At 61.9% G+C, this 12644-nt stretch carries 15 protein-coding genes; 10 read left to right on the plus strand and 5 right to left on the minus strand.

All coding sequences use genetic code 11. From position 1 onward, the window contains the following. Positions 1-388 precede the first annotated feature (388 nt). The 3 genes from DES52_RS17655 to DES52_RS17665 all read left to right on the plus strand — a co-directional run bounded on the left by DES52_RS17655 (position 389) and on the right by DES52_RS17665 (position 3347). On the plus strand, positions 389-658 hold the full coding sequence (locus tag DES52_RS17655) for a hypothetical protein (protein WP_110888162.1): 270 nt from the start codon (positions 389-391) through the stop codon (positions 656-658). Positions 659-1692: 1034 nt separating this feature from the next. Continuing rightward, complete coding sequence (locus DES52_RS17660; RefSeq protein WP_110888163.1) at positions 1693-1902, plus strand: hypothetical protein; 210 nt, start codon at positions 1693-1695, stop codon at positions 1900-1902. A gap of 260 nt (positions 1903-2162) precedes the next feature. Then, entirely contained in the window at positions 2163-3347 is a 1185-nt protein-coding gene (locus DES52_RS17665; RefSeq protein ID WP_110888164.1) for a sensor histidine kinase, read from the plus strand. A gap of 186 nt (positions 3348-3533) precedes the next feature. On the opposite strand, the gene DES52_RS17670 is transcribed toward DES52_RS17665, so the two are convergent. Then, positions 3534-3785, minus strand: a complete 252-nt coding sequence (locus DES52_RS17670) for a hypothetical protein (protein WP_110888165.1) — start codon at positions 3783-3785, stop codon at positions 3534-3536. A 551-nt stretch (positions 3786-4336) separates the two neighbouring features. Here DES52_RS17670 and DES52_RS17680 point away from each other — a divergent pair. The 3 genes from DES52_RS17680 to DES52_RS17690 all read left to right on the plus strand — a co-directional run bounded on the left by DES52_RS17680 (position 4337) and on the right by DES52_RS17690 (position 7094). After that, a complete protein-coding gene (locus DES52_RS17680) occupies positions 4337-4600 on the plus strand; it encodes a cold-shock protein (protein WP_110888249.1) in 264 nt (87 codons plus the stop codon). 122 nt (positions 4601-4722) lie between these two features. Beyond that, complete coding sequence (locus DES52_RS17685; protein WP_110888167.1) at positions 4723-5613, plus strand: hypothetical protein; 891 nt, start codon at positions 4723-4725, stop codon at positions 5611-5613. Between the two features lie 317 nt (positions 5614-5930). Next, a complete protein-coding gene (locus DES52_RS17690) occupies positions 5931-7094 on the plus strand; it encodes a sensor histidine kinase (protein ID WP_245901112.1) in 1164 nt (387 codons plus the stop codon). 416 nt (positions 7095-7510) lie between these two features. On the opposite strand, the gene DES52_RS17695 is transcribed toward DES52_RS17690, so the two are convergent. The 3 genes from DES52_RS17695 to DES52_RS17705 all read right to left on the minus strand — a co-directional run bounded on the left by DES52_RS17695 (position 7511) and on the right by DES52_RS17705 (position 9866). Next, the gene (locus tag DES52_RS17695; protein ID WP_281268583.1) at positions 7511-7612 is read right to left on the minus strand and encodes a DinB family protein; all 102 of its coding nucleotides are present in this window, start codon (positions 7610-7612) and stop codon (positions 7511-7513) included. Positions 7613-7645: 33 nt separating this feature from the next. Beyond that, positions 7646-7792: a hypothetical protein gene (locus DES52_RS23070; protein ID WP_170131127.1), complete on the minus strand. Its 147-nt coding sequence runs from the start codon at positions 7790-7792 to the stop codon at positions 7646-7648. A 310-nt stretch (positions 7793-8102) separates the two neighbouring features. Continuing rightward, positions 8103-9866, minus strand: a complete 1764-nt coding sequence (locus DES52_RS17705) for a sensor histidine kinase (RefSeq protein ID WP_110888170.1) — start codon at positions 9864-9866, stop codon at positions 8103-8105. Here DES52_RS17705 and DES52_RS17710 point away from each other — a divergent pair. From DES52_RS17710 to DES52_RS17725, 4 genes are all read left to right on the plus strand, one after another. Next, positions 9819-10100 (plus strand): excalibur calcium-binding domain-containing protein, encoded by a 282-nt coding sequence (locus DES52_RS17710; RefSeq protein ID WP_110888251.1) that lies wholly within the window; start codon positions 9819-9821, stop codon positions 10098-10100. The two genes, DES52_RS17705 and DES52_RS17710, sit on opposite strands and share 48 nt — an antisense overlap. Before the next feature lie 334 nt (positions 10101-10434). Then, a complete protein-coding gene (locus DES52_RS17715; protein ID WP_146237354.1) occupies positions 10435-10872 on the plus strand; it encodes a hypothetical protein in 438 nt (145 codons plus the stop codon). 331 nt (positions 10873-11203) lie between these two features. After that, positions 11204-11455 (plus strand): hypothetical protein, encoded by a 252-nt coding sequence (locus tag DES52_RS17720; protein ID WP_110888172.1) that lies wholly within the window; start codon positions 11204-11206, stop codon positions 11453-11455. A 64-nt stretch (positions 11456-11519) separates the two neighbouring features. Beyond that, positions 11520-11705, plus strand: coding sequence for a hypothetical protein (locus tag DES52_RS17725; RefSeq protein WP_110888173.1), 186 nt, complete (start codon positions 11520-11522; stop codon positions 11703-11705). A 98-nt stretch (positions 11706-11803) separates the two neighbouring features. Here DES52_RS17725 and DES52_RS17730 read toward each other — a convergent pair whose 3' ends face one another. Further along, positions 11804-12625, minus strand: coding sequence for an alpha/beta fold hydrolase (locus tag DES52_RS17730; protein ID WP_110888174.1), 822 nt, complete (start codon positions 12623-12625; stop codon positions 11804-11806). Positions 12626-12644: the final 19 nt, after the last annotated feature.

Here is a 12644-nt window from a genome sequence, read left to right on the forward strand (position 1 = left end):
TCGTGTCGCACAGTTCGTCTTCTCGTCGTGACGACCGACGCTTGCAAGGCGTGACGCCCATGCGAGACGCTCACCTTCATCACAGCGACGCGCGCTGACGGTGCGTGGCGCGCCTCGCCACGCACCGTCAACGCGCACTGCAAGCCGTGCCCGCTCGTCCACGTGCCTCGTGACGCCGGATCGTCCGTTGCCGCACCAGGCGTCGGCGCGCGAGGAGACCGCGGGGATCTTCGACGAGGACGCGCAGGCAGGGACGCGCTTGAAACGCGTTGAAGGCGGCAATGCACGACCGCGCGTTCCCCCCTTCTCAACGATGGAGCTTCACTGAAGAGCGAGTGGGACGCTTTACATGTTCCGTCGCTAGACTTCCCGCGTGAATCAGGACGTTGTGAACACCTGGGAGCGCGCACTGACGGACGAGCAGCGCGAGAAGCTCGAAGCCTTGCGGGCACGTCACTGCAAAGTCGAGGCGGTGTTCGTTGCGGCTGATGCGGCCAAGGGCATCGAGGCGCACGTGCGACTCAGCGTCATGGTCGACAGCTTGCAACTCGCGTTCAGAAACGAGGCCCACGATATCCGCGTGGGGTTCGACGCGCTGTGCCATGATGCGATGGTCAAGCTGACCTTGCCGGAGCCGCCTCGCGAGCTGCTCGACTGAAAGCTTTCATACCGCCGCTCGTTGCCAACCTTGTTCATTCCAGCGCGACTTGACAAGCGCTGCCGAACTTGTGAAAACGGTGGTGCACGCTCGTTCCTGTGAGATTCCTCCTGAAAGATTGCCTTGTCAGCTGTCCTTGACGGCACTCGCCTTCGTCACCGCTGTGTTGGCTCGTCCGGAGCGCCCTCTGAACGTCCCGAGCAGCCGGACCTTCAAGAACCCGAATTGCATCGTGACGTGCAGCAACCGCAACCGTTCTCCGTGATTCGATGGCTCGACCAGGAACCTTGAACGTCATGAAGACCCGCGCTGACATCGCGCCGCCTCAAAACAAGCCGCGCGACATGAACCACACCGTGAAGAGCGACCACACGGTCAAGGCGTTCACGTTCCCCGCAGGGGCAACCACGTTCACAAGGAAGGACATTCCCGGTCTTGTGATGTCGTAGGTGATCGGTCAAAGCAACTTCAACCCCGATGAATCGGCCCGCGCCGACGAACGCAGCGTCGCGTGGCCGCTCCTCGATCTACGGTCCGTCTCGACGAGATCACGCACGGGCTCGCAACCCGGCCGTCAACGACAGAACTGCCGTCACGGTCGATGGGCTTCACGTACGATCCTGAATCGAGGCGGTGAGATCGACGGCGAGGCGTTCGCGTTCGAGCAGCTCCTCGGCCGTCTCCACCTCGAACACACGCAGGGACAACGCCACGGCCTTCCTGAACGCCGTACGTCTTGGCGATGTGCTCGGCGTCCTTCGTCGCGTTCCTCGCCCACGCGAAGAGTTCGAGCAATTCAGGAGCGTCGTCCACACCAGACGGTACGCCCGTCGCACGGACGGCTGCCTTCCAAGTGTGTTGTCGCGCTTCTACGGCCTTCACCACTTGCGATGAACAGTCGTTCGTGGCGTGCTAAGGGCGATCGACGAGAACGCGAAGAACGCGTGAAGAACGTGCGTGGGTGCGGCTCGAAGGTCAACACGTACACTCACACACTGGGCTTGACGAGCGCGGCCGTCGAACGGTGAGAGGAGATGCGGACGGATGACCAACGCGAACGACTCGCGTCTCTCCGTGCCCGCAAGTGCCGCGTCGAAGCCGTCTTCGTGCGAGGCGACAAGGCGTACGGCATTCCACCGCATTTGCGCTTGAGCTTGACGGCCGCGCGCGTGCTGATCTTCGTTCAATACGAACCGCATGATGTCCGCGCCGCATTCGATGCTCTCTACGACGACTCATGGTGAAGCTCCCGCTGCCCGATGGAACGCGCGCTTCCAACCGATTCAACTGAGCGGCCTCCCTGAACGCTTGGCCATCACCAATCCAGGTTCGAACGGCAGGGTTGCGACCACAGGTCATGGCTTGCACGCTCATCGGCAATGCGAGCCATGACCTGTGATCACGGCCACAAAAGAGTACGCTGGTCTCACTGCTGAGCGTCGCTCAGCTTCACTCCTTGGACTTGAAGTTCCCACCGGGTGTCCCTCCACTTCGAGGCCAACCCATGACCCACGACGACACGAGCGGCGACCACACACGCGCCGCTTCCAACGAAGCGCCGCCGGACCCGCACGCCACACCAGGAAGTGAGCGCGCCTTGTTCGAGCACGCGCCCAACGCCGCCCTGCTGCTCACCCCGCACGGCCGCATTCACGACGTCAACGTACGAGGACGCGCCCTGCTCGAAGCCGAGCACGCTCCCCTCGTCGGGCAGGCCTTCACGCGCTTCCTCACGCCCGCGTCGCACTCCACGCTCAGCGCGCTTCTTCGGCGCGTGTTCGACACGCCCGGCGTGCACCGCGAGGAAGTACAACTCCTGCGGCATGACGGTACCGTGCGGGACGTCGCCGTGGACGCCGTGGCCTTCGACGTGAACGGCGCGCCCACCTGCTACCTCACCTTGACGGACGTGGACGCCTTCAAGCGCGCGCATCAACACCTGTCCGACGTCAACACGCACCTCGAACGTCAACTGCGTCAACGCACCGCCCGCATCCAAGGATTGAACGAGGAGTTCGAGCACGTCATCAACGCGACGGACAACGAGTTGCGCACCGTCCTCAGCCGCGCGCAGAACTTCTTGTGGTTGCACCGCCGCGACCAGCCTCAAGAGCCGAGGGAAGAGGACGAAAACGTATCACGGGCCGATGGAGCCGTGCAGCAAGCGTTGTCGTTGCTGAACTCCCTGGAGCAGTACATGCGCACGCGCAGCATGCGGGTGCGCGTGCGCGACGTCGACCTCAACCACGTGCTGCGCGAAGTCAGCAAAGACATGCAAGCCCTCCTCAAGGGCCGCGACGTTCGCTTCGATCCTCCGTCGTTGCCGACCGTGCAAGGTGACAGTCAAGTGTTGCACTTGATTTTGTTCGAGTACGTGTCGAACGCCTTGAAGTTCTCGCGGTCGCACGACGTGCTTCGCTTGCAAGTGCGCGTCGAGGAAACGGACGGCGAGTACCGCATTGGCGTGCAGGACGACGGGGTGGGATTCAACATGCGCTCGAAGGACAAACTCTTCAAGATGTTCGGTCGACTGCATCCGTCCGGTGAGTACGAAGGAACGGGCTTGGGCTTGGTGTGCGTGCGACGCTTGTGTGAACGCTTCGGGGGACGCGCGTGGGGCGAAGGCAAGCCGGGAAGTGGCGCGACCTTCTGGTTCTCGTGGCCGAAAGTGCCGTTGCTGCTGGACTGACCGACCGCGCTTCTCGTCAATGAAGGCCGAACCGTGCAACCCGCAACGATTCCGAGTGAAGGGTGCACGCGCCGTTTCGTGCGTCGTTGGCCACGCCCCGAGCAAGCAACGTCAAGTCATCAAGGGCAGACGTGTCTTCGTACGCGTGAAGCGTGATGAACACTTCACGCAGGGCCTGGGCGGTCATCAGGGCGCGCGGGTCATTCGTCGTTGCCGCTCAAAGGCGTTCGGCAGCGTCGCCGCGGTCGTCATGACGGCCATCGCGGACAGCACGCCCACGCCAATGTGCCGCGAAGTGTTCTGAAGCGCCGACGTCACACCGGACTCCTCGTCACGCACGCCGTGCACGACCGTGAAAGTCAAGCTCAACCCGAATCCGAATGCGGTCGCGACGCTGCCTGGCAGGAGGTTCAGGGCGTCGCTCGCGTGCGACTCCATGCTCGACAGTCACAGTACGGCCGCCGCGGGAATCAGCATGTCGGTCGTGGCGAACGCGCGACGCGGAACACGAGCTTCGCGTCGAGGCGATCCCGACGGCGAACGGCAGCTTCGCGAGGCCCATGCGGAAGAGGCTGCACCCGAGGATGGACTGCACGAACAGCGTCACGAGGTAGAAGGTGCCGATCGCGCTGATGGCGAGGAGCAGCAGGCCGAGGGATGATTTGATTGATGATGATCCGATTGATGAAACGTGCGTCCTGAGGCTGACCAAACACCCTCTTACTGATCTTGGTGGAAGTCAAGCGGGCGCGTGACGCGAGAACGCAGGCACGCGAGATCGACGACGAACCAGCGCAAACGCGGCGCAAGAAACGCACGGTGACAACACCGAGTTCGCAGCGTAAAAAAACTTTGTAAGCTCACCTTGTTTGACGTGACGTCAAACCAAGTAGACTGACGAAGTAGTTTTCCAATGTACGCAGTGAATGAGCGGCGCACGAAGAAATTCTTCGTGCGCCGCTTCGTTGTTGGAATACGAGGAGTACAACATGGCTTCAGGTACAGTGAAATGGTTCAACGCGGACAAAGGCTTCGGATTCATCCAAACGGAAGGTAGCCCTGACGTCTTCGCGCACTTCAGCGCGATTCAAGGCTCGGGTTACAAGAAGCTCAACGAAGGTGACGAAGTTGACTTCGAAGTGGAAGCCGGTCAGCGTGGCAAAGGCCCGCAAGCCAAAGGCATCGTCGTGACCAAGGCCGCGCCCGTCCCTGAGGACGGCGATCGTCCTCAGCGTCGCGACGACCGCTGGTAAGTCCCTTCAATGCCCGAGAGGACCCACTCGGGTCCTCGATCAAGCCAATCGGACCTGGTTTCGCGCGTCTGAAACGTCCTTTTCAACTTCTGCTTGTCCATAGAAATGGCGATCCTCCTGCTATGTCAAACCCACCTGACGATGTCCGCGCTGCCACCGAGCATGCCGTTTTCGCCGCCGCGCGCGAGCACGTCGGCAATGCAGGATTCGCTCAACGAGACGTCCTTGAACGCCTGATCAACGCGGGCCGTGAGCAAATCCTCTTCACGTCGTCGCTCCATCAAGTGTTGGCGACCACTTTGCAGCAACTGCACGCCCTGCCTCTCATGGACCTTCATCACGCGGCCGAACCGCACGTCACCACGTTGGAGAACATCGTGCAGTCGTCGTGGACTCAATTGGAGACCGCCGACCGCTTGCGAGACAGCATTCAGCAAGCCTTGGCGGAGGTGCGTGGCACGCCCGTCGAAGAGATCAGCGTGCAGGTGCTGTCTCCCCTCAGCCAAATGGTGCAACGCCAAGCCGCCGACTTGCAGGCGTTGATCTCCTTGGCACTCGATCAAGCCAGCAACGTCGATCAAATCACCACTTTGCAACGCATCAGCACGCAAGCGCACGCGCATCTCCAACAAGCGAAGCAGGAAGGGGCCGAGCGCGCCTTGCTGCACCTCGACCAAATCGGTCAGGACGCCCTGAATCGGATTCGCGCGTTGGAAGTGAGTGGGACGACGCACGCCGAGCAGCAAGAACAGCTGGAACACGAGGCGTTGGTCGCGCACGCACACCTGGCCGAGTTGGAAGAGCGCGCCGTGCGGGACGCGCAGGAAGTCGCGCGATTGGAAGCGGCCGCGGACGTGTTGCGGGCGCGCACCACGGGATTCGAAGCGGCCGCGGCGAAGACGCAAGAGCGAATTGCGCGGTTGCGCGCGCAGATCGAGCAGCGGCATCACCGTGAGCGTGAAGTGGAACAACAAGCTCAGAGCGATGATGGCGCAGAAACGCCCAACGTTTGATGGAGGGCGTTGTGCGACAGGTGGAGAGCGCTTGACTTTCTTTGGTGGCCGTGGAGCACGCGGCTTTCGTCAACTCTTGATGCCTGCAAACGATGGGGCGTTCAGTCGGCGTTCCAGAAGGACGGGCAAGCGACCTCTTCGCGCTCCACGGCAAGCGACGTGAAGAATGACGAGCCACGCCGACCTTCCGTTGATTCCTTGACCGTACACGCCCAGAGCGTCCCGGTCCCCCCGCGCTTCGACACGTTCCTCAATTCATCGCCCTGATCATGGACGCGTCCACACGAAAGACAGGTCTTCCGTTGTCAACTGACGAATTGAGCTCGCTTCAAGCGCGCGTGCTCACCCTCGAAGGCGAACTGCAAGCGTGCCAGCAACGCGCGGTGGCCCTGTTCAACGAAGCGCCCGCTCCGTACTTCCTGCTCGACTCGCAAGGCCGCATCGTCGATGTCAACGTCACCGGTCATGGCCTGCTCGGTCGTACCCGCGAGGACGTGCTGCGCCGCTCTTGGATCTCGTTTTTGCCGTCCACCTCCCAATCGTCGTTCGCGCTGCTCAGCACCCTCGCCTTCGAAGACGCTTTGGTGCATCACGGCGACGTGCAAGTCGTCAACGCGCAGGACACGCCCATCGACATCCTCGTTCAACTGCGCACGCAGCAACGAGATGGAGTGGAGCATCTGCTGGTCATCGCGACGGACATCTCAGCGCATAAACGGGCGCAGCAGACCCTGCTGAACGACAATGCCAATTACGAGCAGCAACTGCGTGAGCAGGCGCGCACAACACGGCACCTCATGCAGGACCTCGAAAACGTCACCTTGACGTTCATTCAGCAGTTGCACCTTCCGGTCGCGCGCGCTTTGAACTTCTTCAAGCTGCACCGAGCGGCGCGAGAAAAGCGCGCTGAAGCGGTCGAGGACAACCTGATGAACATGGAGGGAGCGGTGCTGCAAATCCTGAATTTGCTCGCGTCCGTGGATCGGTTTATGCAACTGCGACAGATGCGACTCACGATCAAGCCCGTGGACCTCAACAAGGTCCTCAGCGAGGTCTTGAAGAACGCGGAGCCGATCATGGCGGATCGGGACGTGCGCACGACCAGTCGCGTTCTGCCGACCGTGCAAGGTGACAACCGCGCGCTGTTCCTCATTTTCGATGAATTGATCGCGAATGCCTTGAAGTTCACGCGGACACGAGAACGAGCGCAGGTGTCCGTCGTGACGCATGAGACCGAGTTGGAATACCACGTTGGCGTGCGGGACAACGGCGTGGGCTTCAACATGCGGCACAAAGACAAGTTGTTCCAGTTGTTCGGGCGGTTGCATCCGTCGAGTGAGTACGAGGGGACGGGGGTGGGGTTGGTGACGGTGCGCAGAACGTGCGAACGCGTTGGTGGTCGCGTGTGGGCGGAAGGCAAACCTGATCAAGGCGCGACGTTCTGGGTGGCGTGGCCGAAACAACCGACGCTGCGGCTGTGACGCAGCAAATAGTCGCGCGTGAAGTCAGCACTAGAGGGTGAGGGTACGTGTCGCGGTTCGCGCGCTTCCACCACTCGACGGGCTCGTCGTACGCCGAGTCGTCACGTCGCGCTGCACAACAGGTCGCGTAACGCGGCAACTGCTCGTTGTCGTTCACCGCGCGGCTCGAAGCGTTTGCGTTCACGCTTCGAGCCGCGCGGCACACGCCTGACCGCGGTGGGGTGTGGGCGGTACAGTGACGCGTCACGCTTGAATTCCTCGTCATCGACGGCTTCGAAATGAACTTCGCCCGTTCCCGAGCAGGATGACGGCCGTCCGGTCTTCGTTCGGCATCAAGTGGAGCAGGTCCAAGTGGATGTCGTTATGGGTGGACCACGTCTCGAGGACGTCGGCGAGCAGGGCTTCGAGGTCCTCGTTCAACCGCGTTCGTAGAAGGGGGGCGGTTCGATGCCGAGCGGCCGCAGGGATTCATGGCCTTGCGCGCGGTGATGCACCGCGTTGTCGGTCAGGTGCAGCACCTTGTTCAGTTCGGACGACGACGGCCGCCCGAATCAGGACGCGTCGATCGTGAAGTGCTCGGGGTGGAGCGACGGCCACATCTTGTCGAGTTCGGCGTTCGCTTCGTTCCATTCGGCCAAAAGCTCGGTGTTGCTGCGGTCGTGTCGAGGTGGCGACCACGTGAATTCGCCGCTGGTCAAGCCGCGCTCGGACCGTTCGCGTTGGATCGATGCGCGTACCAGCAAGCACTTCGACACTGGGTCGACATCGCTTCGGCGCGGTCGGTGTTGCAACACCCTGCCTGCAACGGACGGTCACCACGACGCTTCTCATCAGTGGGGCGTTTCACTTGCACTCCTTCCCGTCGTTCGTCCGTTACTCCCGGTGACACGTCAACGAGCCTCCACGTTCACCTTCGCGCGTCCTCCACGGAGGCCGACGTGTAAACCCGCTGTCAAACGTCGACGACGTGGAACTTGCACGGTCTTGCCGAGCACTGTTCAACGAGGATCAAGGTTGCTTCGGCAACGTGAAACTGAACGTCGCGCCTTCCCCCACGCTGCCCGACGCCGCGACCCGCCCACCATGACGTTGCACGATGCGCCGCACGTTCGCCAACCCCACCCCGACGCCTTCGAATTCATTCGCGCGATGCAACCTCTGGAACACGCCGAATAACTTGTCGACGTACTTCGCGTCGAAGCCCGCGCCGTTGTCACGCACGAACACCACCCACTCCTCCTCGCGGTTCTCCGCCCACACCTCGATCACCGTGACGTCCTCACCACGCGTGTACTTCACGGCGTTCGACAGCAAGTTCCACATCACTTGCCGCAACAAGTCCGCGTCTCCCATCACGAGCGGCAACGGAGACACCTGCCACATCACCTGCCGCTCCAGCACGTCCGATGCCAACTCGATTTGCACGGCGTTCACGAGTGCTTCGAGATCCACGGGACCCAGTCGTAGCGGAAGGCGGGCGAGGCGGGACAAATCAAGCATCGCGTCAATCAGGACGTTCATGCGTTCTGCCGCGTCGTCGATCATCGTGAGGTACTGACTGGTTTTCGACGCCAAATGCTCCCCAACCGTTTTACGCAACATGTGACTGAAACTCGTGATGTGCCGCACGGGCGCACGAAGATCATGCGACACGCTGTACGCGAACGCTTCGAGTTCCTCGTTTGCCACGGCGAGCTTCTGACGTTCCTCCGCCAGTTGCAACAAGCCAAGGGAGCGCTCGAGGGCAATGCCGAGTTTGTACGTCGCCGTTTCCAAGATCGTCTTGTCGATGCTCGTCCATGGGCGCCGCTCGAATAAACCCACGCAGAACAGACCGACGCACGTCCCGTGCACGTGCACGGGCAGTACCGCGATCGTGTTGACGTGCCGCACCGCCTCCGCGGGTGTGTCCGCTCCTTTGGCGTATTCATCTTGGTATTCGGGGTGGCCGGAGGTGTACGGACCCATGAGGGACGGCGCTTCACGTGGAATGCCCGCGTTGACGAACGCTTGCAAGTCCGCGTTGCCGAGCTCTCCAGTTTGCGAACGAAGACGCCACACGGCGCCGTCGAGTTCGTAGTACACGGCGTATCCCTGCGGGAGGAGTCCCAAGACGATTTCTTGAGCGCGCCGCACGAGCGAGACGCGATCCATTTCGAGGGCGAATTCTCGTGACAACTCAGCGAAGGCTTCCAAGGCGTTCGTGCGCGCTTCGAGTTGTGCCGCTTGCCGCCGCAATTGCTCGGTGGTGTCGACCCGTTCGTAAGCGAGGTTGAGGCCAAGCATGACCGCGCGAACCAAGCTGGCATCCGCTTCCGTCCATGTTTGCACGTCTCGCAACCCGAAGCTGAAGATGCCTTCGGGGTGACCCCGGCGAATCAAGGGGGCGCTCACGACCGTGCCGTACTCTTCCGTGTTCGGAACTTGTTCGCGTTCCGGGTTCCAAGCGTTCGTGAACGCGAGGTCACATTCTTGAAGTGCTTGCGCAATCGAAGGAGTGGTGCTCGGCAAGCCTGCTTGCAAAACGGCCGCGAGTTCTTCGCTCATGTCGACGCTGCACACCCGTGCTTTCCACAAGTCTTCATCTCGCTCGAAGTACACGGCGCTGCCGTTCGGGAAGCGCGCTTGCAGAACGCGAATGGCTTGCTGCACGACTTCGAGGAGGTCGGAGTGCGATCCAATGGCGATGGTGAACTCGACGAACGCTTCAAGAGCGGCGAGACGATGCACCTCCTCGGACGCACCGAACGGGTGGGAGGGCGACGTGGCCATGAAATCAGAGTATCGGTGGGTGGGCGTGATTGGCAGGGGCGTTGCGTTCAGGGAATTTCAGGAATCACGCGTCCATCGTTTCTTGGTCAAGCGAAGGCCGTCCCAGTCACGTCGTTGCCGTCGTCGAACGTCCCGTTCGCGAACGGTTCGGCCGTGCGGGCGGCGGGACGTGTGGGTGAGCCACAGGACAGTCGTACGCTCGATCGGGACGGGGACGGCGTCGCTTGCGAGTGACACCAAGTGGCATTTCTGCGAGACGCTCCGCGTGGCGGGGTCGATGAGCACCACGAATACCGTTGACTCAGCGCGCATACCGCGCTATTCTTTGATTATCAGCGTCCGAAAGGGCGCTTTTTTTGGTTGCTTCTCGTTGTGCGTACGGCGGCAGCGAAGAGCAATTCGCGCGGTGGGCGCGGGCGTCACTCTTCGCGTTGTAAGAACATTAGGTTTTTGTAGGGGCACGTTTCTCAGAACCTTCAGGTGTCCTGCAACCAATGAGTGTTTCTTGAGCGCACCCTGAAAGCCTCGAGGAACAATCGAGGAGGGGGTTCGTATGAAGGGAAGCACCTTGGCCATCACCTTCGTCGCTGTCACCACCACTGCTCTTGCAGCCCCTCCGACGGTCACGTCCGCCACGGAAACGCAAACATTCGAGTTGATAAGTCCCTGCACCGGGGAGCTGATCACCGGAACGACCACCGTCGAACGCGAAACGCGCTTGGTCGAAGACGCCAATGGAGGCTTCCACTTCCACGTCAACGCCTTCTTCACGGGCACCTACACCGGCTCCGCTGGCACAACATTCACTGATATGGTGCGCTCCCGCTTGAGCGTCAACGTCCCAGCTTCGGGTGGTCTCATCGTCACCGATCTTGGCACCGGCCACATCATGGGAAGTGACGGCACCAAGATTCTCGACCGAGGACGCTTCACGCTCGTAATCGGACCTGACGGCAACGTGAGGGTGGAACGCCTCAACGTCGGACCGATCTGCCAAAAGGATTGAGAAGACACGTCCGGCGCGTGTCATGAATCGAGTTGACCCGCCGCGCATCCCACGCGATCTTGTCCTTATCAGCGCCTCGAAAGGGCGCTTTTTTCATGCCTCGAGCGCTCGGCGTTTACCTTCCCTCGCGAGCGTGGCGCGCGTGCTGACCGTTACACCCTGATCGCGTCGATCCACGCCGCGCGGCTTCGACTTCGCGCACGGCATGGAGGCGCTTCATGGGTCTTCGTCTCCCTCGGGACGTGCCGTCAAGCGAACATGACGAGTCTGACAAAAGATGTTCGATTCACGCTAAATGCAGCGCCTCGCCTCGACACCCTAGCCTGAAGCCATGGACGCTTACTGTCGCGCTCGACGCGCCGTCGCCGAATTGATCGTCGCCGCTCAAGACATTGGCACGCCCCACGCCTTGAAAATCGCTGCCGACCTTCGCGAGACGTTGATCTCCCTGCCGAGGACGACAAGTCCAGCCGAGGCGTACGAGACCGTGCAGGCTCAAGCCGTGGCTGCCCGTCGTGGCCTGGAGCAGGGTCAAGGCGTCAAAGACTGGACCAACGAGTACTGGCGGCAAGGCGTGGCTTGACCTTGCTCAACATCGACTTGTTCCCCTGTCCCTTGCGGGCAACGCCGACGCTTTCCGAGACGCCGTGACGCGTACCATCACGTTGCACGGCGTTCCGAGCCTCGACGAAATCGCCGAGATCGAGACGATGGCCGAGCGCGTCACCGCTGCCCTGAGGCGCGATCGAGGGCCGTGGTGGGCCGTGAACAGTGCGCCGTTGGACGTGGGTTCGCGTCGAATCGCTTCGAGGCGTTCGTCTTGCCGGACGTGAACGTGACGTCATCGTGACCATCTGGTGACGATGTGTGCTTCGTCTTCGTGGCGATCCCGTTTGATCGTGCCTCAACGTGAAAATGACAATTCCGCCAACTAATCCTTCGTCCACTCGCGGTTAGTGTGAGGACGCTTGGCTTTCACAGGCAGGCTCACCAGTTCATCCGGCAACGCGTCGTCCGCCCAGAAGCTGACGAGCGTCCTCACGAGCAGGTCCGGTTGCCGTGCCAGCCACGCGTGCCCTCCTCCCGGGACGCTCAACGCCCGTCCTCGCCGCATGCCTCTCACGAGCTCGACGGCGGACGTGCGATTGACCGCCGCTTCACGCGCGCCCACCAAGGCCAGAACCGGGACGTTCACGCGCCTCAACTCGTCCGGAACGCAAAACCGGGCGCCCTCACGCATCACGGCCTTCAGCACGTCGCCTGTCAGCGCACGCTGATCCGCTTCGAACTGCGCCCGCGCCTCGAACGGCACGCCCAATGCCTTCGCCTGCGCGTCGATCACCTTCGCGTGGCGCATCAACGGTCCGAGGGCGAGTGTCGCCGCGACGAGCAGCCGCTCGAACTTCAGGGGCTGGGCGGTCACGCCGATCAAGGTGACGCTGCGCACCACGTGCGGCGCCACGGCGGTCAGTTGCGCGGCGACCGCGCCGCCCAACGAGTGCCCCACCACGTGCGCGCGTCCGTCCATGGCGCGCTCTTCGATGAACGTCGTCAAGAGTCTCGCGGCGCGCGTCACTTCGAAGGGACCGACACTGCTGTTTTTGCCGAGACCGGGGAGGTCGGGCGCGAGGCCGTGCAGTTGTGGCAGTGCCCGCATCGTGTCGTTCCACATCCAAGAAGAGACGCCCGCGCCGTGCAGGAAGAGGACGCTTGGCGCGTCGATGGGACCGTGTTCCAGGGTGAAGAGCGACATGAACGTAGTGTTCGCGTAA

It is taken from the genome of Deinococcus yavapaiensis KR-236, from assembly GCF_003217515.1.
Taxonomy (GTDB): domain Bacteria; phylum Deinococcota; class Deinococci; order Deinococcales; family Deinococcaceae; genus Deinococcus_A; species Deinococcus_A yavapaiensis.

Excerpts from the sequence above, each read along its gene's own strand:
- DES52_RS17660 (WP_110888163.1), top strand. The coding sequence starts at position 1,693 with ATGCGGACGGATGACCAACGCGAACGACTCGCGTCTCTCCGTGCCCGC.
- DES52_RS17665 (WP_110888164.1), top strand. The coding sequence starts at position 2,163 with ATGACCCACGACGACACGAGCGGCGACCACACACGCGCCGCTTCCAAC.
- DES52_RS17670 (WP_110888165.1), bottom strand. The coding sequence starts at position 3,785 with ATGGAGTCGCACGCGAGCGACGCCCTGAACCTCCTGCCAGGCAGCGTC.
- DES52_RS17680 (WP_110888249.1), top strand. The coding sequence starts at position 4,337 with ATGGCTTCAGGTACAGTGAAATGGTTCAACGCGGACAAAGGCTTCGGA.
- DES52_RS17685 (WP_110888167.1), top strand. The coding sequence starts at position 4,723 with ATGTCAAACCCACCTGACGATGTCCGCGCTGCCACCGAGCATGCCGTT.
- DES52_RS17710 (WP_110888251.1), top strand. The coding sequence starts at position 9,819 with ATGCACCTCCTCGGACGCACCGAACGGGTGGGAGGGCGACGTGGCCAT.
- DES52_RS17705 (WP_110888170.1), bottom strand. The coding sequence starts at position 9,866 with ATGGCCACGTCGCCCTCCCACCCGTTCGGTGCGTCCGAGGAGGTGCAT.
- DES52_RS17720 (WP_110888172.1), top strand. The coding sequence starts at position 11,204 with ATGGACGCTTACTGTCGCGCTCGACGCGCCGTCGCCGAATTGATCGTC.
- DES52_RS17730 (WP_110888174.1), bottom strand. The coding sequence starts at position 12,625 with ATGTCGCTCTTCACCCTGGAACACGGTCCCATCGACGCGCCAAGCGTC.